The 18,207-nt window shown below is 70.3% G+C and carries 22 protein-coding genes; 10 read left to right on the forward strand and 12 right to left on the reverse strand.

Annotated features, from left to right (window positions below; all coding sequences use genetic code 11):
• Window positions 1-7 precede the first annotated feature (7 nt).
• From AB0J46_RS12085 to ngcE, 4 genes are all read right to left on the reverse strand, one after another.
• Entirely contained in the window at window positions 8-553 is a 546-nt protein-coding gene (locus AB0J46_RS12085; protein WP_364329975.1) for a superoxide dismutase family protein, read from the reverse strand.
• Window positions 554-634: 81 nt separating this feature from the next.
• Window positions 635-1,489, reverse strand: a complete 855-nt coding sequence (locus AB0J46_RS12090) for a carbohydrate ABC transporter permease (RefSeq protein ID WP_352326101.1) — start codon at window positions 1,487-1,489, stop codon at window positions 635-637.
• The gene (locus tag AB0J46_RS12095; RefSeq protein WP_352352001.1) at window positions 1,489-2,406 is read right to left on the reverse strand and encodes a sugar ABC transporter permease; all 918 of its coding nucleotides are present in this window, start codon (window positions 2,404-2,406) and stop codon (window positions 1,489-1,491) included. Before AB0J46_RS12095 ends, AB0J46_RS12090 begins: the two co-directional genes overlap by 1 nt.
• 4 nt (window positions 2,407-2,410) lie before the next feature.
• A complete protein-coding gene (ngcE, locus tag AB0J46_RS12100; RefSeq protein WP_358288139.1) occupies window positions 2,411-3,859 on the reverse strand; it encodes an N-acetylglucosamine/diacetylchitobiose ABC transporter substrate-binding protein in 1,449 nt (482 codons plus the stop codon).
• A gap of 154 nt (window positions 3,860-4,013) precedes the next feature.
• Between ngcE and AB0J46_RS12105 the strand changes: the two genes are divergently transcribed.
• Window positions 4,014-5,279, forward strand: coding sequence for an alkyl sulfatase dimerization domain-containing protein (locus AB0J46_RS12105; protein WP_364329980.1), 1,266 nt, complete (start codon window positions 4,014-4,016; stop codon window positions 5,277-5,279).
• Between the two features lie 34 nt (window positions 5,280-5,313).
• On the opposite strand, the gene AB0J46_RS12110 is transcribed toward AB0J46_RS12105, so the two are convergent.
• Complete coding sequence (locus AB0J46_RS12110; protein WP_364329983.1) at window positions 5,314-6,294, reverse strand: hypothetical protein; 981 nt, start codon at window positions 6,292-6,294, stop codon at window positions 5,314-5,316.
• Window positions 6,295-6,380: 86 nt separating this feature from the next.
• On the reverse strand, window positions 6,381-6,923 hold the full coding sequence (locus AB0J46_RS12115; protein ID WP_364329986.1) for a sigma-70 family RNA polymerase sigma factor: 543 nt from the start codon (window positions 6,921-6,923) through the stop codon (window positions 6,381-6,383).
• Between the two features lie 92 nt (window positions 6,924-7,015).
• Here AB0J46_RS12115 and AB0J46_RS12120 point away from each other — a divergent pair, with 92 nt between their 5' ends.
• Window positions 7,016-7,459 carry an NUDIX domain-containing protein gene (locus AB0J46_RS12120; RefSeq protein ID WP_364329989.1) on the forward strand — a complete coding sequence of 148 codons (444 nt, stop codon included), beginning with the start codon at window positions 7,016-7,018 and terminating at the stop codon, window positions 7,457-7,459.
• Window positions 7,460-7,468: 9 nt separating this feature from the next.
• On the opposite strand, the gene AB0J46_RS12125 is transcribed toward AB0J46_RS12120, so the two are convergent.
• The 4 genes from AB0J46_RS12125 to AB0J46_RS12140 form a co-directional block, all read right to left on the reverse strand.
• Window positions 7,469-7,807 carry a hypothetical protein gene (locus tag AB0J46_RS12125; RefSeq protein ID WP_364329992.1) on the reverse strand — a complete coding sequence of 113 codons (339 nt, stop codon included), beginning with the start codon at window positions 7,805-7,807 and terminating at the stop codon, window positions 7,469-7,471.
• 88 nt (window positions 7,808-7,895) lie between these two features.
• Window positions 7,896-8,051, reverse strand: a complete 156-nt coding sequence (locus tag AB0J46_RS12130; RefSeq protein WP_364329995.1) for a hypothetical protein — start codon at window positions 8,049-8,051, stop codon at window positions 7,896-7,898.
• A gap of 694 nt (window positions 8,052-8,745) precedes the next feature.
• On the reverse strand, window positions 8,746-9,960 hold the full coding sequence (locus AB0J46_RS12135) for an aminotransferase class III-fold pyridoxal phosphate-dependent enzyme (protein ID WP_364329998.1): 1,215 nt from the start codon (window positions 9,958-9,960) through the stop codon (window positions 8,746-8,748).
• The gene (locus tag AB0J46_RS12140) at window positions 9,957-10,877 is read right to left on the reverse strand and encodes a carbohydrate kinase family protein (protein WP_364330001.1); all 921 of its coding nucleotides are present in this window, start codon (window positions 10,875-10,877) and stop codon (window positions 9,957-9,959) included. The genes AB0J46_RS12135 and AB0J46_RS12140 overlap by 4 nt, the downstream gene beginning before the upstream one ends.
• A gap of 71 nt (window positions 10,878-10,948) precedes the next feature.
• Here AB0J46_RS12140 and AB0J46_RS12145 point away from each other — a divergent pair, with 71 nt between their 5' ends.
• Together AB0J46_RS12145 and AB0J46_RS12150 are read left to right on the forward strand one after the other, a co-directional pair.
• Window positions 10,949-11,533 (forward strand): TetR/AcrR family transcriptional regulator, encoded by a 585-nt coding sequence (locus AB0J46_RS12145; RefSeq protein ID WP_357998699.1) that lies wholly within the window; start codon window positions 10,949-10,951, stop codon window positions 11,531-11,533.
• A gap of 54 nt (window positions 11,534-11,587) precedes the next feature.
• Entirely contained in the window at window positions 11,588-12,226 is a 639-nt protein-coding gene (locus AB0J46_RS12150) for a class II aldolase/adducin family protein (RefSeq protein WP_364330004.1), read from the forward strand.
• Between the two features lie 22 nt (window positions 12,227-12,248).
• On the opposite strand, the gene AB0J46_RS12155 is transcribed toward AB0J46_RS12150, so the two are convergent.
• Window positions 12,249-13,817, reverse strand: a complete 1,569-nt coding sequence (locus AB0J46_RS12155) for a DUF885 domain-containing protein (RefSeq protein WP_364330007.1) — start codon at window positions 13,815-13,817, stop codon at window positions 12,249-12,251.
• A gap of 23 nt (window positions 13,818-13,840) precedes the next feature.
• Here AB0J46_RS12155 and AB0J46_RS12160 point away from each other — a divergent pair, with 23 nt between their 5' ends.
• On the forward strand, window positions 13,841-15,058 hold the full coding sequence (locus AB0J46_RS12160; RefSeq protein ID WP_358288171.1) for a DUF4032 domain-containing protein: 1,218 nt from the start codon (window positions 13,841-13,843) through the stop codon (window positions 15,056-15,058).
• On the opposite strand, the gene AB0J46_RS12165 is transcribed toward AB0J46_RS12160, so the two are convergent.
• Complete coding sequence (locus AB0J46_RS12165; RefSeq protein ID WP_364330010.1) at window positions 15,052-15,654, reverse strand: NAD(P)H-binding protein; 603 nt, start codon at window positions 15,652-15,654, stop codon at window positions 15,052-15,054. The two genes, AB0J46_RS12160 and AB0J46_RS12165, sit on opposite strands and share 7 nt — an antisense overlap.
• A 54-nt stretch (window positions 15,655-15,708) precedes the next feature.
• Here AB0J46_RS12165 and AB0J46_RS12170 point away from each other — a divergent pair, with 54 nt between their 5' ends.
• The 5 genes from AB0J46_RS12170 (at window position 15,709) to AB0J46_RS12190 (ending at window position 18,202) form a co-directional block, all read left to right on the forward strand.
• Window positions 15,709-16,059 (forward strand): helix-turn-helix domain-containing protein, encoded by a 351-nt coding sequence (locus AB0J46_RS12170; RefSeq protein WP_358288175.1) that lies wholly within the window; start codon window positions 15,709-15,711, stop codon window positions 16,057-16,059.
• A gap of 137 nt (window positions 16,060-16,196) precedes the next feature.
• Complete coding sequence (locus AB0J46_RS12175) at window positions 16,197-16,571, forward strand: roadblock/LC7 domain-containing protein (protein WP_352352017.1); 375 nt, start codon at window positions 16,197-16,199, stop codon at window positions 16,569-16,571.
• Between the two features lie 3 nt (window positions 16,572-16,574).
• Window positions 16,575-17,399, forward strand: a complete 825-nt coding sequence (locus tag AB0J46_RS12180) for a DUF4388 domain-containing protein (RefSeq protein ID WP_364330014.1) — start codon at window positions 16,575-16,577, stop codon at window positions 17,397-17,399.
• 32 nt (window positions 17,400-17,431) lie between these two features.
• Window positions 17,432-17,803, forward strand: coding sequence for a roadblock/LC7 domain-containing protein (locus tag AB0J46_RS12185; protein ID WP_364330017.1), 372 nt, complete (start codon window positions 17,432-17,434; stop codon window positions 17,801-17,803).
• 27 nt (window positions 17,804-17,830) lie between these two features.
• Entirely contained in the window at window positions 17,831-18,202 is a 372-nt protein-coding gene (locus AB0J46_RS12190; RefSeq protein WP_352352019.1) for a hypothetical protein, read from the forward strand.
• The last annotated feature ends 5 nt before the right edge of the window (window positions 18,203-18,207 follow it).

Raw genomic sequence — 18,207 nt, forward strand, 5'->3', positions numbered from 1 at the left:
CTTTCGGCTAGTGCAGCGTCAGGCAGGCCACCCGAGGGCCCGCCTCGCCCGCGTGGGCGCCGCTCTTCTTCGTGGCCTTGGCGTGGATGACCAGCGACTTCGGCAGGGCGGCGGGGTCGAGGCTCCAGGGATGGCGGGCCGTCGAACGGCCCGCGCCCGACCCGTCGGTGGTGACGTCGAGCCAGATCTCGCTGGCCGGGTCGGCGTGGCCGGGATTGTGCTGGTAGTGGCCGCCCGCGGCGTCGGGGTCGGCGCCGCAGGGCGCGGTGTGCAGGTGGGCGCCGTAGTGGTGGCGGGGCAGGAAGCCCTCCACGACCAGCGAGGTGCGGGTCTCGCCGCCGGTGGACTCGGCCGTGAGACTGGCCTGCGCGCCCTCGGGGGCCAGGCGGCGGTCGTAGGCGATCGCCGCGGTGTCGCCGGAGGTGAACTCACCGCCGCCGCTCAGCTCCGGCACGCCCGGCGGGCTCGGCTTGGTGACCTCCTGGAGCGGCGCCGGCGGCCCGGCGCAGGCGGCGGCCGTGAACAGGACGAGCAGGAGTGCGGGCACGCGCATGAGGGACCCTCCGGGTGTGCTGGCGAAAGGTCCCTCACTCTAACGAGTAGCCGTACGGCTACACGCCGTGTTCGGCGAAACTCACTTCAGCGCCCCCGAGCTGAGCCCGGACTGGATCTGCCGCTGGAAGATGATGTAGACCACCATCACCGGCAGGATCGTCATGCTCAGCGCGGCGAACAGGCCCGGCCAGTCCGCCTCGTAACCGGCCCTGGTGGAGATCCTGGCGATGCCGAGCGTGAGCGGCCACTTGTCCGGCGCGCCGCCCATGAGCGCCAGCGGCAGCAGGTACTGGTTCCACTGCCCCAGCACGTTGAAGATCGTGATGCTGACCAGGCCGGGCTTGGCCATCGGCACCATGATCTGGAAGAACGTCCTGGTGTGCGAGGCGCCGTCGATCAGCGCCGCCTCGGCGACCGCCTCGGGCAGGGTGCGGAAGAACGCGGCCAGGAAGAAGATCGTGAAGGGCAGCGAGTACGCGATGTAGACGATGATCAGGCCGATGTGCGAGTCGAGCAGCCCGAACTGCTTGACGACGAAGAACAGCGGCCCGAGCGCCAGGAAGATGGGGAAGGCGAGCCCGGCGACGAAGTAGTAGTAGATCAGCTTGCCGCCGAGGAACTTGTAGCGGGCCAGCACGTACGCCGCCATCGAGCCGAACAACATCGTGCCCGCCGTGCCGAAGAACACGACGATGACCGTGTTGAGCATGTACTGCCCGACGTGCGCCTTGTCCCAGGCCCTGCCCCAGGCGTCCAGCCGCAGCGCCCCCGGGAGCTGGAGCGGGTCGCCGAAGATCTCGGTGTTGCTCTTGAACGAGGCCAGGAACGTCCACAACAGCGGCAGGATGATCAGCAGGGCCCAGACGGCCAGGGCGACATGGGAGAGCCCGCTCAGCACGCCGGGCCGCGGCCTGCCCGCTCCACGCGAAGCCATCAGAGCTCAACCCTTTCACGCCTGGTCGTGCGGAGCGTCAGCACGGCGAACGTCACGGTCAGGAAGAACAGCACCACGCCCATCGCCGAGGCGTAGCCGACCTTGTGGTAGTCGAAGGCAGTCTTGTAGATGGTGATGGGCAGGATGGTGGTGGCCCCGTCGGGCTCGCCCCGGTCGCCCGCCAGCACCTGGATCAGCGCGAAGCCGTCGAAGGCGGCGATCCCCAGGTAGATCCAGCCGACCTGGAGGGTGTCGCGCAGCAGCGGCAGCGTGATGGAGAAGAACAGCCGCACCCGGCCGGCCCCGTCGATCGAGGCGGCCTCGAAGTAGTCCTTGGGGATGGCGGCCATGCCCGCGGAGAACAGCACCACGTAGAAGCCGACCGCCTGCCACACCATCACCGCGATGATCGACCAGAGCGCGAGGCCCGGCTCGGTGAGCCAGCCGATCGGCTCGGACAGCCCGAGCCTGGCCAGCGTGCCGTTGATCACACCGTCCTCGTCGGGACGGTAGATGGCCTGGAACAGCACGCCGACCACGGCCACGGCGAGAACCTGGGGGAAGAAGAACACCACCCGGTAGAAATTCGACCCCCACACCCCGCGCATTCCCGCGCCGCGGGTGCCGCCGCCGAGATTCAGCAGGAACGACAGGAACAATGCGATGACGATCGTCAGGAGCGGCAGCACCAGCAGGAGAATTCCGTGATTGCGCAGGGCCTGCCAGAAATTGTCGTCCTCGAACAACCGGCCGAAATTGTCCAGCCCCACGTATCGGACGACCGAGCTGACGCCGTTCCAGCTCGTCAGCGAGAGCTGGAAAGCCTGCACATATGGGCTGATCACGAAGACCGTGTAAAGCGTGACCGGGACGGCCAGGAACCCGATGACGAATCCGTACTTGCGCAACCGCTCCATGTGCTCAGGCGCTCCGCGTCTGCTTGGTGACGGAGTCGTCCTTCTTGACGTCGTCGGCCTTCTTCTGCATGCGCTCGCAGAACTCGTCGGGGGTGATGCGGCCGGACATCAGGACGTTGGTCTGCTCCCAGCCGTAGTCGAACAGCTCCTTGTACCAGCCCTCGAACCGGGCGTCGGTGATGATGTTCTCGCCGGCCGCCTCCTGCGCCTTGGCGGCGCTGACCAGGCCGGGCGGGAACTCGGAGCTGTCGGCGGCGCCGGTCACCACCGTGAGGTTGTTGGTCTTCTTGGTGAAGCCCGCCGCGCCCTCCTTCGACAACATGATCCGCAGGTACTCCAGGCCGCCCTGCGGGTTCTTGCCCTTCGCCGCGACGACGAAGTTCTCGCCCACGCCGACCTGGATCGCGCCGTACGGCATCTTGTCGGAGGCGGTGACGTCGGGGATGGGGGCCAGGGCGTACTCGAAGTCGAGCGGGATGTCCTTGGTCATCTCGTTCTCGAGCCAGGAGCCGCACGGGTAGAACAGCACCTTGTTCTGCAGCTGCTTGACCTGGGTCTGGGTGTGGTCGAGGCCCAGGTACGCCTTGTCGCCGTACTTCTGCTGGACGTCCAGCCAGGCGGTGACCGCCTGCTTGACCGCCTCGCTCTTCCAGGCGTTGTCGACGAGGTTGTCGATGTCGATGATGACCTGGTTGCCGCCGATCTTGGCGGCCGTGTAGAGGACGTTCCAGAGCTGGTAGTACGGGCCCTTCTTGCCGGGGTAGGCGAAGAGCACGACGCCTTCCTTCTTGGCCGTCTCGCCGAGCGCGGTGAACTCGGCCCAGGTCTTCGGCACGCTCCAGCCCTTGGCGGCGAACAGCTTGGCGTTGTACCACAGCGCCCGGTGGGAGACGGTGTAGTTGAGCACCAGGTCCTTGCCGTCGAGCTTGCCGTTCTGCAGCACGAGGGGCGTGATCGTGTCGCGGACCTTCTTGGACGGGTCGTCGAAGGAGGGCGCGTCGTAGAGCGGGGTCAGGTCGGCGAGGTGGCCCTCGGCGGCCAGCGCGGCCAGGTCGAGCGCCTCGGGGCCGGAGTTGTTGATCACGTCGGGCATGTCGTTGCCGACGATGCGCGGCCGGAGCTGGGTGCCGATCTGCTGGGTGGCGGTGTGCTTGACCGTGACGCCGGCGTGGGCCTTCTTGTACAGCTCTTCGTGCAGGTCCTTGGCGTAGGAGTCGCCGTAGCCGCCGCTGAAGATGACCACTTCGAGCGGCTTCTTGACGTCGACGCCGAAGGGGTTCTTGGGATCCGCCGACGCCGCGATCGACGTGGCGGGCGCCGCCGAGGGCTGGTCGCCGCCACCGCCGCTGGTCGCGCAGGCGCTCAGCAGGCTCGCGCCGGGCCCGGCCACGAGCGCGGTCAGGCCGATGCGGCGGAGCAGCTGACGCCGAGTGATCTCGCCCGGGTGGGTCATGGGGGCTCCCGAAGAGGATTCAGTTAGGAAAGTTTCCTAAACGTTTGCCCGAACGTACGAACGCCCGCCGACACGCGTCAAGGGGGCGCAATCGAGACGTGACCTTGCCGTGATCCCTTGCCTAGAACGACGTTCTAGAAGCAGGGTGGGTCACATGATTATCGAGTACGCGGACCGGGTGTGGCGCGGCGAGTCTGACGACAGCATCGTGGACACCGGCATGGAGGGCAAGGGCGTCCAGACCGTGACGGAAGGCGTGGGCTGGTGGGCCGGGTTCGGCAACGCGATCGCCTTCGAGACCGAGGGCGAGCTGCTGCTCTTCGACACCGGCGGGCCGTGGGCCGCCGCCCGCCTGCACGAGGACGTCCGGCGCTGGTCCCGGGCGCCGCTGACCACCGCGTTCTACTCACACGGACACATCGACCACGTCTTCGGCACGGGACCGTTCGAGGAGTCGGGCCCTCGGGCCACGGTCTACGCCCATCAGGCGGTGATCGATCGGTTCGACCGCTACGTGCTGACAAATGGTTACAACACGGTGATCAACCAGCGGCAGTTCCAGAACACCCGCCTGCGCTGGCCCGCCGACTACCGGCGGCCCGACGTCACCTACACCGACGCGCTGACCGTACGGCGCGGCGGGCTGACCTTCGACCTGCTGCACGCCAAGGGCGAGACCGATGACGCCACCGTCGGCTACGTGCGCGAGCACCGGTTGCTGCTGCCCGGCGACCTGTTCATCTGGGTGACCCCCAACTGCGGCAACCCCCAGAAGGTGCAGCGTTACCCGCGCGAGTGGGTGCACGCGCTGCGCCGGATGGCGGCCCTCGACGCCGAGATCATGCTGCCCAGCCACGGCGCGCCCGTCTTCGGCGCCGACCGCGTGCGGCAGGCGCTGCTGGAGACGGCCGAATGGCTGGAGTCGATCATCACGCAGACGCTCGACCTGCTCAACGCGGGCGCCCGGCTCGACGAGATCGTGCATTCGGTGAAACCCTCCCAGCGCCATTCCGACCGGCCCTATCTGCGGGCCCGCTATGACGAGCCGGAATTCGTCGTACGCAATCTCTGGCGCCTTTACGGCGGCTGGTACGACGGCAACCCGGCCCATCTCAAACCGGCCCCCGAGGCGGTGCTGGCCAAATCCGTGGCGGAACTCGCGGGCGGGCCGCACGCGCTCGCCGACGCGGCGCTCAAAGCCCTTTCCGAAGGCGACGAGCGGCTCGCCGGACATCTCGCGGAAATGGCCGCGCTGGCCGCTCCTGACGACTCGGGAGTACACCGGGTCAGGGCCCAGGTTTTCGCCGCCCGGGCGGCCGGCGAACAGTCATTGATGGCGAAGGGCATTTTCACCTGGGCGGCCGCGGAATCCACGGCCCGGACGGACGGGGAAACCCCGGCACCCCTCGAAGGCGCCTAGACACCGCCGAGGCCGGTGCCGGGGTTCGCCGGAGTCAGGGACGGGCCCAGCCGTTGTGCGGGCTGGTGGCCCGCGGAAGGGAGTCCTTGGGGACGTCGGCGGAGGCCACGGCGGTCACCTGGACCGTGTCCGAGGCGACCTTGATGGCGCTGTCGACGATCCAGTCGTCCTTGACGTGCTCCGCGGCCACTTCGTAACCGCTGCCGCTGCCGTCGGGGTTCGACCACATCACCTCGTACTCGATCTTGAGGCCGCGGCGCGACAGCTCGGCCCTGGCGTGCGAGACGGGCTTGCCCACGAGCTTGACGCCCGCCACGCCGTCAGCGGCGATGCCCACCGTGCTCGGCGCGGCGGCGGCGTACCGTTCGCCGGGCTCGGCCGGGCGGCCGATCCCGAAGATGACCTTCCCCCGGTACCCGGTCGGCATGGAGATCGTGCCGCACCACACCGACGCGCAGCTCTCGACATTGCGAACGGTCACGCCGGTCCCCGGTGGGAAGTTCCCTGGGGTGGCGGGGCCGAACAGCATGCCCGCGTACTCGGGCGCGACCGGGATCTTCTTCACCGTGGCGTCCAGGCCGACGGCCCTGAACGCCTCGGTGTAGGCCGCCGCCTCCGCCTCGGGGTCGGTGATGACGACGTCGATGTAGTCGTCGCCGGTCTTGACGGTGACGGCGGCGTTGGCGTACTCGGTGACCGGGCCGAAGATCGGCAGCGTGACGGCGAGCACGGCGGCCAGCCCGGCCGCCACCGCCCCCAGCAGGAACATCTTGCGCGGCGCCCTGCGGTGCGGGCGCACGACGGGCCCGCGCCCCTCGGCGGTGATCGGCTCGGACGTGATCGGCTCGGACGTGATCGGCTCGGACGTGATCGACTTCATGAGCGTCCGCGCCCCCGCGCCGGACGCCTGCCCGGCGGGCACGCCCGCCAGCTCCTCGTCGCGCACCCGGGCGAGATCGGCGATGTTCACAACGAGCTCCTTGCCGCGCCTGCGCGCGGGATCGGCGACGTTCACAACGGACTCCTTGTCGCGCCCCCTCGCGGGATCTGTGCTGTTCACAACGGGCTCCCTGTCGCGCCCGCTCGCGGGATCCGGGATGTTCACAACGGGCTCCCTTCGAGGGCGACGGCCTGTGTGCGCTCGACCCCGGCCTCGGTCAGGCGGCGGGCGAAGCGCCGACGGGCCCGGTACAGGCGGACCCGTACGGCGTTGCGGGTGATGCCGAGGGCGGTGGCGATCTGGCCCGTGTCCAGCCTCTCCCAGGCGACCAGGGCGAGCAGCTCCCGGTCGTCGTCGGAAAGCGTCTTGAACGCCCGGGCCAGCGGCGACAGGTCCTCGACGGACGGCCCGGCGACCACGGGCGCGGCGGCCAGTTCCGCCCGTAACGCCTCGGTGCGCCGCTCGTGGCGGCGCTCACCGCGCCGGTGGTTGGCCAGCACCTTCCTGGCCACGCCGTACAGCCAGAGCCGGGCCTCCTCCCCGCTCGGCACCTCCTCGATGCGCCGCCACGCGATCATGAACGTCTCGGCCACGACATCGGCCGCGTCGTCTGGGTCGGGGCAGCGGCGCAGCGCGTAACCGAGCAGGGGTCTGTAGGAGAATGCATAGATCTCCTCGAACCGGCTCTCGGGATCGGCTCCCATCCGGTCTCCTTACGTGAGCATCAACAACACTCACCCCATGTCCGGATTTTTGGCAGCATTACAGCCCTTGGCGGGAGGAGTCGGTTTTGACGGTGAATCGCATCGTAGGCGTCGGCGTGCTGCTCACGGACCCGGACGGGCGCGTGCTGCTCGGCGAGCGGGTGAAGGCGGGCGAGCCCCTGTCGTGGTGCCTGCCCGGCGGGGCGGTGGAGCCCGGCGAGACCTTCGAGGCGGCGGCCGTCCGCGAACTGGCCGAGGAGACCGGCATCCGCGACGCCGGACCGCCGGTCGTCACCGGCGTGGCCCTGGACCACCCGGAGGGAGCCGTACGGGTGACGGCGGCGGTCGCCATGCTCCGGGGCGCCGACGCTCCGGCGGTGACCGAACCGCACGTCTTCCGCTCATGGCAGTGGTTCGCGTACGACGGGCTGCCGTCCCCGCTGTTCCCGGCGACCGCCCTCGTCCTGGCCGTCCCGGCCTCCGGTTCCCGCGATGGGCTCTACAGGATCACGCCGCCGCCCGTCGCCCGGCCGTGATCCCGGTCGTCAGGAGAAGATCTGCTGAAGAGATCGTCCGGCGTTGGCGCGGACGGTCCAGGCCACGAGGTGGTCGACCTCGGTACAGGCATCGATCCGCTCACGGACGTCGTCCGGCACCTCGATCCCACGCTCGGTCAGCAGGCACTTGAGCACACACTTCATGCCCGCCAGCCGAGCGTGATCCTCGTATTCCTCCTTGTAGTTCTCTCCGTAGCCCTCCTTGTAGCCCGCCATGAAGGCCAGCAAGCCGAGCATCCATTCGGGCGCCCAGTCAGCCACCGTGCGGCGCTGCTTGTACGCCTCGCGAACGCAAGGACGGTAGACCGGCCAGTTGATGGACGCCATGGTCTCCTCTCGAACGCCGATTGCCGTGAACGAGACAGGACGATCAGAACCTGAACCGGGTGCACCTGAGTACCCGGCGCCAAGTGCGTCAGCCGTCCGAATCGTCGAACAGGTCGCGGGCGGACTGAACACTGCTCGCGCGAACGGTCCAGTGCATGAGCAGATCGACGTCGGTACAGGCATCGACGCGCACGCGAACGTCCTCGGGGACATCGATTCCACGCGCGTCCAGCAGATACAGCACGATTCTCCGTGCGGTCTCGTGACTGCCCTCCGCGTGGCCCTCCGCGTGGCCCACTGCGTGGCCCCTGCCGAAGTGTTGGTGGGCGAAGCGGCTGTGGCCCGGCCAATCGGCGGACATCATGATCCCTTCTGTGTACGCCGAAGCCGCAGATACGGCTGCACGCCCATGAGGTCACGCAGGATCTCCACCGCCAGTTGGGACCGGTCGGCGACCATCTGTCTGGGGGCGTCATGTCGGGGGGATGGCATGACACTCATTGTCACACGGCGAGCGCCCAGCGTGACCACGGTCCAGGAGGGCATCGCGGCCTCGTTCGTCCAGGTCTCCTCCGCCACTGGGAGCGGTGCGCGGGATGGGTCCCGCGCGGAGGGCCGGACGGTCTGGGGCCTTCAAAGGCGACCGCATCTGGACTTCCGGGGCCCGCTGGTACCCGGACGAGAGAACGGGCTCGCCATAGATGCCAAGGCGCCGCAGCCTCCGGGCCGAGGGTCAATGCGTCCCCTCGCAACCAGGCAACAGGCGGCCCTTCCCCACGTGCCGAAGGAGCCGTCCGGGTGGGTTCCCGTAGACCCACCCGGTAACCAGCCCGCGGGCAGGCCAACCACAGGCGCAGAAGGCGCCGACCGGGCGGGATCCAGCAGGCCCACCCGGTAACCAGCCCACGGGTGGGCCAGCCTTCAGCGCCGACCGGCCACTAGGCGAAGTGGGTGCGGGTTTCGGTGAAGGCTTGGTCGGTGGCCTCCAGGGCGCGGGCCACGTCCTGCTCCGTCAGGGCCGCCGACATGAACCAGTTGTGCCACGGGTGCAGGTACACCCCGTGCCGCAGGCAGGCGTCGCTCCAGTACAGGGCCGTGGACAGGTCGGCGTCGCCGTCGAAGCTGAGCCACGGGATGGTCATTGGGCCGGTCTGGTTCACGACGAAGCCATGGGACTTGGCCTGGGCGTACAGGCCCTCCCTGAGCTGGGTGCCGGCGCGTTCCATGGCGGCGATGCCGTCCGTGTCGCGCAGGGTCTCGATGGTGGCCTTGGCGGCGGCCATCGCCACGGCCGAGAACCAGAAGGAGCCGGTCGTGTAGAGCGTCTGGGCGGCGCCGCGCAGGGCGTCGGTGCCGGTGACGGCGGCGATCGGGTAGCCGTTGGCCATGGCCTTGGACCAGGCGGTCAGGTCGGGACGCACCCCGTACGGCTCCCACGACCCCCGCAGGTCGATCCGGAACCCGGCCCGCACGTCGTCGATCACCAGGGCCGCCCCGAGGCGGTCGGCCAGGGCGCGGGCGCCGCGCGCGAAGGCGGGTTCGACCAGCTCCTGGTCCTCGAAGGAGTCGTGCTTGAAGGGGGTGCAGATGATCGCCGCGACGTCGCCCTCGACGGTGGCGGCGGCGGCCTCCAGGGACTCCAGCGAGTTGTAGGTGAACTCGACCAGGTCGGCGCGCTCGTTCGGGGTGGTGCCGGCGGTCGAGGGCGTGCACCAGGGGTCGGCGCCGTGGTACGCGCCGTGCGCCATCAGCACCTTCGTGCGCCCGGTGGCGGCGCGGGCGACCATGAGCGCCTGGGTGGTGGCGTCGGTGCCGTTCTTGGAGAACATCGCCCAGTCGGCGCTCGGCACGGTGTCGACCAGCAGCTCGGCCAGCTCCACCATGATCGGCCCTGGGCCGTTGAGGCAGTCGCCGAGCGCGAGCTGGCGCGCGGCGGCCTCCTCCACGCGCGGGTGCCGGTGCCCGAGCACGACCGGCCCCCAGCTGCACATGAGGTCGATGTACTCGCGTCCGTCCACGTCCCACTGGCGGCAGCCCTCGCCGCGCTGGAAGAACTGGGGGTAGCCGGGGGCGAAGATGGCCGCGTTGAGGTGCCCGTACATGCCGCCGGGGACGACCTTCAGCGCGCGCTCGCGGAGTTCGGCGTCAGTCATGCGAGAGTCCTTAGGGTGGATTCGAGGTCGGTGAGGCCGGCGTCGGAGCCGAGCCCGGTGGCCACGCGGGCCGCCGCGGCGGTGCCCCAGCGGGCGGCCTCGACGACGTCGCGGCCGTGCAGCAGGCCGGTCAGGAAGCCGGCGCAGTACGCGTCGCCGCACCCGGTCGTGTCAGCGACCTCCGTCTCCAGCGCCGGCACCCGCTCGGCCCCGCCGCCGGAGGTCAGCACGAGGCTGCCGGCCGCGCCGAGGGTGACCAGCACGCCCTTGGGGCCGTCGGCGAGCAGGGTCGCCGCGGCGGTGGCCACGTCGGGGTCGCCGGTCATGAGCAGCGCCTGCGACTCGTTGGGCAGCACGTAGTCCACGTGGGGCAGGAACGCGCGGGCCATCGTGAGCAGGTCGGGCAGCTCCGACAGCAGGTCCATCGTGACGATCGTGCCGACCGCGCGCACCTCGTCGAGGAGGGCGAAGAAGGCGGGGTCGCCCAGGCCGAAGGTGACGTCCATGCCGCCCAGGTGGATCGCCCGGGCGCGGCGCAGGACGTCGGGGTCCAGGTCGGCGAGGGTGACGCCGAGGTTGGCGCCGGGCACGTGGAAGCTGGGCCGGCCGCCGTCGGGGCGGATGGGCAGGATCGAGGCGGCGGTCTGCTCGCCGGCCCTGCGGACCAGGCGGGAGGCGTCCACACCGCGCTTGGTGAGGACGGCCATCAGGAAGTCGCCGAGCTCGTCGTCCCCGATCGCGCCCATGGTGATCACGTCGTTGCCGAGTTTGACCAGGTCCACGGCCGTTCCGGCGGCGGCGCCGGCGGCGGTGAGGCGGATCTGCTCGACGAGTACGGTGTCCTGGCCCTCGGGGATGTGCTCGACGGGCCTGGCGAGGATGTCGACGATGTGCACGCCGACAGTGGCGACGGTCATGGACTAAATAGACAGACGTCCGAATAAAAAGTCAATATGGTGGGAGTCGCCGCGAGAAGAGGGGGATCCCGATGCCGAAGATCGTCGATCACGATGAGCGCAGGGCCGAGGTCCTGTCGGCGGCCCGCAGGGTGATCGTCAGGGACGGCATCGACGCCGCCACCACCAGGGCCATCGCCAAGGAGGCCGGCTACTCCAACGGCGTGCTCGCGCACTACTTCGCCGACAAGGACGAGATCCTGCTGTCGGCGCTGAGCCAGTCGCACCAGCGCATCAGGGAGCGGCTGACGCGCAAGGTGGAGGGCGTCACGGGCCTGGCCGCCCTGCGCGAGCTGCTGCTGGACAACCTGCCGCTGGACGCCGAGCGCACCCAGGAGAGCCGGCTGGAGGTCAGTTTCTGGAGCCGCAGCCTGGCCTCGGACCGGCTGGCGGAGGTCCAGCGGGCCGAGGCCGACGAGCTGCGCGCCGCCGTACGGGAACTGCTCGGCCAGGCCCGCGCGGCCGGCGAGGTGCGCGCGGACGGCAGCCTCGACGACCTCGCCGAGCACCTGCTCGCCCTGGTCGACGGCCTCAGCCTGCACCTGCTCCTCTACCCGGGCCGGCTCACCCGCGTCGACCTCGAACGGCTCATGCTCCAGGCGCTCGACCGCCTCTGACAAAGAGAAGCCAGAGCTGGAAGTATTTCGGACGACCGACTACTGTGCCCACCCATGAGCCTCCGCGAGCAGTTGTGCGACTACGGCAGGCGCGCCGTCGAGCTGGGCCTGGTCATCGGCACCTCGGGCAACCTGAGCGTGCGCCGGGGCGACCAGGTGGCGGTCACCCCGTCCGGCGTGGCGCTCGACCGGCTGACGCCGGAGGCGTGCCCGATCGTGGACCTGGCGGGCCACCTGGTCGAGGGCGAGCTGCAGCCGTCGTCGGAGACCCCCATGCACCTGGCGGTCTACCAGGCGACGGGCACTCAGGCGATCGTGCACACGCATTCGGTGTTCGGGACGGTCGTGGCCACGACGATGACCGAGCTGCCGCCGGTCCACTACAACGCGCTGCTGCTGGGCGGCGTGGTCAAGGTCGCCGAGTACGCCACCTACGGCACGCCCGAGCTGGCCGCCAACGTGCGGGCGGCGCTGGAGGGCAAGCAGGCCGCCCTGATGGCCAACCACGGCGGGGTGACCATCGGGGCGACGATGGAGCAGGCGTTCGAGGCCACCCGCCTGCTGGAGTGGCTGTGCGAGGTCTACGTGCGCGGGCTGGCCGTGGGCAGGCCGGCGGTCCTGACCGACGAGCAGCTCGCCGCCGTCGTGGACCGCGCGGCCAACCCGCCGGCGTTCCCGCGCCGCCCGAGCTAGCCGGGAAGCGCGAGCGGGCCGGTCAGGCCAGCGCGGCCTGTTCGGCCAGGCCCAGCGGCAGGCCGCCGGAGCCGGCGATCCGGTCGTGGAACTCACGCAGCGACCCGGTGAACGACTCCCGGATGCGGTCGATCTCGATGGCCCCCGTCAGGTACGACGGCGCCTGCGTCGGCCAGGCGCAGTAGCGGTTCACCTCGCCCCGGGCGGTGCCGGGCGACAGCGACGCCTGGGTGGCCATGAACGTCTCGGCCTCCTCGATCGACATGTCCTCGCAGTGCAGCGCGGTGTCCACGATGATCCGGGCGGCGCGGAAGAGGCGGAAGTCCAGGTGGGCCAGCTCGGTGGCGGGGGTGTCGAAGTAGCCCTGCTCGTGCAGCACCTTCTCGACGTACAGGGCCCAGCCCTCGGTGAAGTACGGCGTCCTGAAGACCTTGCGGACCGTACGCGGGTTGTCCGCCATGTACGACAGGTGCCAGTGATGCCCGGGATAGGCCTCGTGCACGGCGATCGAGGGCATCTGGGCGCGCGCGTTGGTGCGCAGGCGCTGGCGTACCTGCTCCTCGGTGAAGTCGTCGGGGGTGTAGGGGACGAAGAAGATGCCCGTGCGCGAGCTGCTGAGCGGCGGCGGCGCCAGGTAGTGGGCGACGTACAGCACCGGGCGGGCGTACTCGGCCGAGGGCAGGACCTCGCACTCCTCCCCCTCGGGGAAGGTGACCAGCCCGCGCTCGCGGACGAACTCGCGGGCCCGCCTGGTCTCGGCCTCGTACTCGGCCCGCATGTCCGCCAGGGTCGGCGGGTGGTCGTCCATGAGGGACTCCATGGCGGCCCGCCAGTCCTCGGCGCCGGTCATGCCGAGGGCGACCCGGCGCATCCGGGCGTCCAGGTCGGCCCAGGCGGCCCTGCCCTTCTGGTGCAGCTCGGCGGCGCCGTACGTGAGCATCTCGCGCTCGCGCAGCAGGGTGGAGTAGAGCTTCTCCCCCATCCGCCAGGTGCCGCCGCACTGGAAGCCTTCGAGGAAGGACACCAGCGCGTCGAACGCGTCGGCGGCGGGTCCGGCGGCCTCGGCCAGCCGGGCGCGCAGCGTCTCGTCGCCGACCATCGCGGGGAGCGTGCGGGTGAGGAAGTTGCGGCCCGTACGGGCCTGGTTGAGCCCGCGCGTGACCAGCAGCGGCGCGGCGAGGTCGGGGTCCAGGTTGGCCTGGCAGGCGGCCAGCACGCCGGGCACCTCGGCCAGGCGGGAGATCGCGGCGGCGACCAGTTCGGGCTCCGGCTTGAGCCGCTGCTGGAAGGCGTTGAACAGCGACCCGAAGACGGCCGAGAGGTACAGGCCCGGGTTGCGCCGCCACTCGGGCCAGGATTCGAGCGCGACCGAGCCCCTCAGCTGGGACAGGACCAGGTCTCTGTCGATGGCGTCGTCGAGCGAGTCGGCCGGGGCGTCGGAGAGGCGGTCGATCCAGCGGATCTCTTCCCGGGCTCTGTTCTCCCAGGCGGAGGCGGTGAAATCGCCGAGGGTGTGGTCGTAGCCGTCGGCTCCCAATTGGCTGGCGACGACGGGACGGTCGGAAAAGTACCAGTTGAGAAACTCGTCCACCTACGCACCATATCCTGACGTTCATGCCCCTGCAGATCACTGGCGCGCTAGGCGACCCCGACCTCATCCGGCTCCCCTGGGACGTCCCGCTGGCCGACTGGCCCAAGCATCATCTGGTCGATCTGCCGCGCGGCATCTCCCGCCATGTGGTGCGGTTCGCCCGGCTCTCCGGCAAGGTCTACGCGATCAAGGAGATCAGCGAGCGGTACGCCAGGCGCGAGTACCAGCTCCTGTGGGACCTGGCCAGGCTGGACGCCCCGGCCGTCGAGCCCGTGGCGTACGTGACCGGCCGCGACGAGGGCCTGGACGCCGCGCTGATCACCCGGCACCTGCAGTTCTCGCTCCCCTACCGGGCCGTGATGTCCGGCACCCTGCGCCCCGACACGCTCACCCGCCTGCTCGACGCGCTCGCCGTGCTGCTGGTGCGCCTGCACCTGAACGGCTTCTACTGGGGCGACTGCTCGCTGTCCAACACGCTCTTCCGCCGGGACGCCGGCGCCTTCGCGGCCTACCTGGTGGACGCCGAGACCGGCGAGATGCACCCGATGATCAGCGAGGGCCAGCGGCTGACCGACATCGACGTCGCCCACACCAACATCTTCGGCGAGATGCTGGACCTGGAGGCCGGCGGGCTGCTGCACCCGTCGATCGACCCCATGGAGACCGCCGAGGACATCGTCACCCGCTACCACCGCCTGTGGGCCGAGATCACCGACAGCGAGATCATCGACGAGGTCGACTGGCACCGCGTGGAGCAGCGCATCCGCCGCCTGAACCTGCTCGGCTTCGACGTCGCCGAGATGATGGTGCGGCGCAAGGTCGGCACCGGCCGCCTGATCGTCCGGCCGAAGGTGGTGGACGCCGGCCACCACCAGCGCCGGCTGATCAGGCTGACCGGGCTCGACGTGGAGGAGAACCAGGCGCGGCGGCTGCTCAACGATCTGGACGGCTACCGGGTCGCCAAGGGCCTGCGCCACGAGGACGAGGCCATCGTCGCCCACCGCTGGCTGGCCGAGGTGTTCCACCCGACGGTCGACGACATCCCCGCGGAGCTGCGCGGCAAGCTGGAGCCCGCGCAGCTCTTCCACGAGATTCTCGACCACCGCTGGTACCTGTCGGAGACGGCGGGCGGCGACGTCGGGCTGGCCACGGCGGTGAAGTCGTACGTGGACAACGTGCTGGTGCACAAGCCCGACGAGAAGGCGCTGTTACCCGACGACCCGGACGAGGACGATCAGTAGGCGACCGTGATGCGGGTGCGTGGGTGGGCGTGCTCCTCCAGCTCGTCGGCGATCGCCACCGCGTAGTCCTCGGCGGTGATGAAGCTGCGGCCGTCGGCGTCGCTGAGCAGGTCGTCGCGGCCGATCCGGTAGACGCCGGTGCGCTCGCCGGGCGCGATCTCGGCGGCCGGTGAGACGTAGGTCCAGTCCAGGTCGGTCACCTCCCGGTAGAGCCCGAGCGCGGCCCGCGCGGCCCTGGCCTCCTTCTTGTAGATCTCCGGGAAGCCGGGCGTGTCGACCAGGTCGACGTCCGGGCCGGCCTTGAGGCTGCCCGCGCCGCCCACGACCAGCACCCGGCTCACCCCGGCGGCGCGCAGGCCGTCGATGAGGGCGCGGTTGGCGGCCAGGAACGGCGGCTCGGGCTCGGTGCCGTCACGCGGCGGGGCGATGGCGCAGACGACGGCGTCGTAGCCCTCGGCGAGTGTGGCGGCGTCGTGGACGTCGCCCTTGACGGGACCGCGGCGGCTGACACCGGTGACGTCGTGGCCGCGGCCGGTGAGTTCGGTGACGATGCGCTGACCGATCATTCCGGTCGCGCCGAACACGAGGATCTTCATGAGAAGCACAGTATCCAACGGATACTGGTTACTTCATCGTGCTATAAGTACCTTATGGATACTGGTGATGCCTTCGACCCGAACTGCCCGACTCGGCTGGTCCTCGACCGGATCGGCGACAAGTGGTCGGTGCTGGTGCTGCTCAGCCTCAGCGACGGGCCGATGCGCTTCACCGTGCTGCGCGGGCGGATCGGCGGGGTGACGCCGAAGGTGCTCACCCAGACGCTGCGGGCCATGGAGCTGGACGGGCTGATCACCCGCGAGGTCTTCGCGGAGGTACCGCCGCGGGTGGAGTACGCGCTGACCGACCTCGGCCGCTCGCTGCACGCGCCGATCTCAGTGGTCGCGCGGTGGGCCGAGGAGAACGTGCACGAAATGCTCCGCCATCGTGAAAAAACCTCGTGAATTGATCATATTTCCGCACGAGTGATGCTTTTCTTCGTCCTGGCCGTATAAAAACGTATCCCTCGGTAAATCGCCTCCCTTCTGGTCTCTTGTGGCCCCCTACGCTTTCCCCGTCCCACGACGGAGGGAGGCTCGCGGTGCTGGGAGTGGACACCTGCCTGGCGGAGGTCATGTCGATACCGGGCGCGCTCGACGCCATGCTGGTCGACGGCACGAGCGGCATGGCGGTCGCCTTCAGCAGCGCGTCCGGCGTGGACGCCGACAGGTCCGCCGCGGCGCTGACCGAGGCGCTGCGCGCCACGACCGACGGGCTGACCCGGACGTGTCCCGGCGAGATCGTGCGCATCGACGACATGCTCGTCACCACCGACCGGGGGCACCACCTGCTCCGGCTGCTGGAGACGGTCTTCGAGGGGCCGCTGGTCATCTACGTCCGCCTCGACCCGGAACGGTCGAACCTGGCCCTGGCCCGTTACCGCCTGCGGGCCATCTCCGACCTGCTGACCACCTGAGCCATGGCCGCGCTCGACTCACTCCTCGCCGGACTCGCCCGCGAACGCGCGACGGGGGCGCTCCGCGTGGGCCGGAACGGCACGATCTACCTGTCGGACGGGCGCGTGACGTACATGGAGTGCGCCCAGACGCCGGGCGTCGAGCGGCTGTTCGCGGCCAGGGGGCGGGTGCCGGAGCCGGCCCTGCGCGCCCTGCAGGCCGACGGCGGCCGCGCCCGGCTGCTCCAGGACGGCCCGGTCACCCTGGCCGAGCTCCAGTACGCCGTGCTCGGCGTGGTCCAGGACGCCGCCTTCTTCCTGCTGCCGGTGACCGGCGTGCGGCCGAAGTTCCGGCCCGGCGAGGAGCACTGGCTGGGCGGGCAGTGGTTCTTCGACGTCCAGGAGCTGGTGCGGGAGTCCGCCCGCCGCCGGGAGCAGCTGGCCGGCATCTGGCCCTCGCCGGAGGTGGACACCCAGCCCGTGCGGCCGGTCCCGCGCCTGCCCGGGCACGGGGTGGCGCTCAGCCAGGTGCAGTGGGAGGTCGTCGTACGGGCCGACCACAAGGCGACCCCGCTGGAGCTGGCCCGGCATCTGGGCCGGTCGGGCTACTCGGTGCTGGTGGCCGTCAGGAGGCTGGCCGCCGCCGGCCTCCTCGTCCCGCCGGATCCGGTACGGCCCGCGCAACGCCGTCCGGACGACGGGGAGGCGCTGCCCAGGCGGGTGCCGGGCGCGGTGGCAGCTCCCGCCGGGAACGGGCGGGCGGGGGCCGCCGGGCCGGTGCCGACGGGCGACCCGACCGATCTGACGCTGCTGCTGCGGCTGAAGAAGGCGCTGGAGGAGATGCCGTGAGGTTCCCCTCACGACGCAGGAGGAGGCCACCCGTGGAGCTACGGCAAGAGGTCCTGGCGGAGATGGAGCTCCTGCGCGGCCGCACGCCGGACGTCACCGGCAGCGTCGCGTGCACCGTCGACGGCCTGCGGATCGCCTGCGACCTGCAGGGAGACACCGGCGAGCAGGTGGCGGCGCTGTCGGCGGCGCTGCTCGCGATGAGCGGCCGGATGCTGACCATGGCGGGGCGCGGGACGTTCGAGGAGACCCTCGTGTCCGGCAGCGCCGGGTTCGTGGCCTTCTACGCCGCGGGCCCCACGATCGTCCTCACGGTTCTGGCGGGACCCGGCGCCAACGTCGGGCTCCTCCGGCTGGAGGGCAGGAAGACGGCGGCCTCCGTGGCCGCCGTGGCACGCAAGCACTGAACCATCCCCACCGAAGCGGAGGAAAGCATGGCAGGCATGGACGTCTCCCTCAAAGAGATGATGAGCATCGACGGCACGATCGGGGCGGCGATCGTCGACCACGGCAGCGGCATGGCGCTCGGCACGCTCGGCGGCTCGAAGGAGCTGGACCTGCAGGTCGCGGCGGCGGGCAACACCGAGGTCATCAAGGCCAAACTGCGCACGATGGACTCGCTGGGCCTCAAGGACGGCATCGAGGACATCCTGATCACGCTGACCGCCCAGTACCACATCATCCGCCCGCTGACCGGCCGCAGCGGCAAGGGCCTGTTCCTCTACCTCGCCCTCGACCGCAATCGGGCCAACCTGGCCCTGGCCCGGCACATGCTCAAGGTCATCGAGGAGAAGCTGGAGCTCTGACCGGC

The organism is Nonomuraea sp. NPDC049758 (genome assembly GCF_040674635.1).
GTDB lineage: Bacteria > Actinomycetota > Actinomycetes > Streptosporangiales > Streptosporangiaceae > Nonomuraea.

What these genes read in the sequence shown, in the direction of transcription:
- AB0J46_RS12085 (WP_364329975.1), bottom strand. Translation starts at nt 553, where the DNA reads ATGCGCGTGCCCGCACTCCTGCTCGTCCTGTTCACGGCCGCCGCCTGC.
- AB0J46_RS12135 (WP_364329998.1), bottom strand. Translation starts at nt 9,960, where the DNA reads ATGACTGACGCCGAACTCCGCGAGCGCGCGCTGAAGGTCGTCCCCGGC.
- AB0J46_RS12090 (WP_352326101.1), bottom strand. Translation starts at nt 1,489, where the DNA reads ATGGCTTCGCGTGGAGCGGGCAGGCCGCGGCCCGGCGTGCTGAGCGGG.
- AB0J46_RS12165 (WP_364330010.1), bottom strand. Translation starts at nt 15,654, where the DNA reads ATGAAGATCCTCGTGTTCGGCGCGACCGGAATGATCGGTCAGCGCATC.
- AB0J46_RS12160 (WP_358288171.1), top strand. Translation starts at nt 13,841, where the DNA reads ATGCCCCTGCAGATCACTGGCGCGCTAGGCGACCCCGACCTCATCCGG.
- ngcE (WP_358288139.1), bottom strand. Translation starts at nt 3,859, where the DNA reads ATGACCCACCCGGGCGAGATCACTCGGCGTCAGCTGCTCCGCCGCATC.
- AB0J46_RS12140 (WP_364330001.1), bottom strand. Translation starts at nt 10,877, where the DNA reads ATGACCGTCGCCACTGTCGGCGTGCACATCGTCGACATCCTCGCCAGG.
- AB0J46_RS12105 (WP_364329980.1), top strand. Translation starts at nt 4,014, where the DNA reads ATGATTATCGAGTACGCGGACCGGGTGTGGCGCGGCGAGTCTGACGAC.
- AB0J46_RS12170 (WP_358288175.1), top strand. Translation starts at nt 15,709, where the DNA reads ATGGATACTGGTGATGCCTTCGACCCGAACTGCCCGACTCGGCTGGTC.
- AB0J46_RS12190 (WP_352352019.1), top strand. Translation starts at nt 17,831, where the DNA reads ATGGCAGGCATGGACGTCTCCCTCAAAGAGATGATGAGCATCGACGGC.
- AB0J46_RS12095 (WP_352352001.1), bottom strand. Translation starts at nt 2,406, where the DNA reads ATGGAGCGGTTGCGCAAGTACGGATTCGTCATCGGGTTCCTGGCCGTC.
- AB0J46_RS12180 (WP_364330014.1), top strand. Translation starts at nt 16,575, where the DNA reads ATGGCCGCGCTCGACTCACTCCTCGCCGGACTCGCCCGCGAACGCGCG.
- AB0J46_RS12145 (WP_357998699.1), top strand. Translation starts at nt 10,949, where the DNA reads ATGCCGAAGATCGTCGATCACGATGAGCGCAGGGCCGAGGTCCTGTCG.
- AB0J46_RS12115 (WP_364329986.1), bottom strand. Translation starts at nt 6,923, where the DNA reads ATGGGAGCCGATCCCGAGAGCCGGTTCGAGGAGATCTATGCATTCTCC.
- AB0J46_RS12125 (WP_364329992.1), bottom strand. Translation starts at nt 7,807, where the DNA reads ATGGCGTCCATCAACTGGCCGGTCTACCGTCCTTGCGTTCGCGAGGCG.
- AB0J46_RS12150 (WP_364330004.1), top strand. Translation starts at nt 11,588, where the DNA reads ATGAGCCTCCGCGAGCAGTTGTGCGACTACGGCAGGCGCGCCGTCGAG.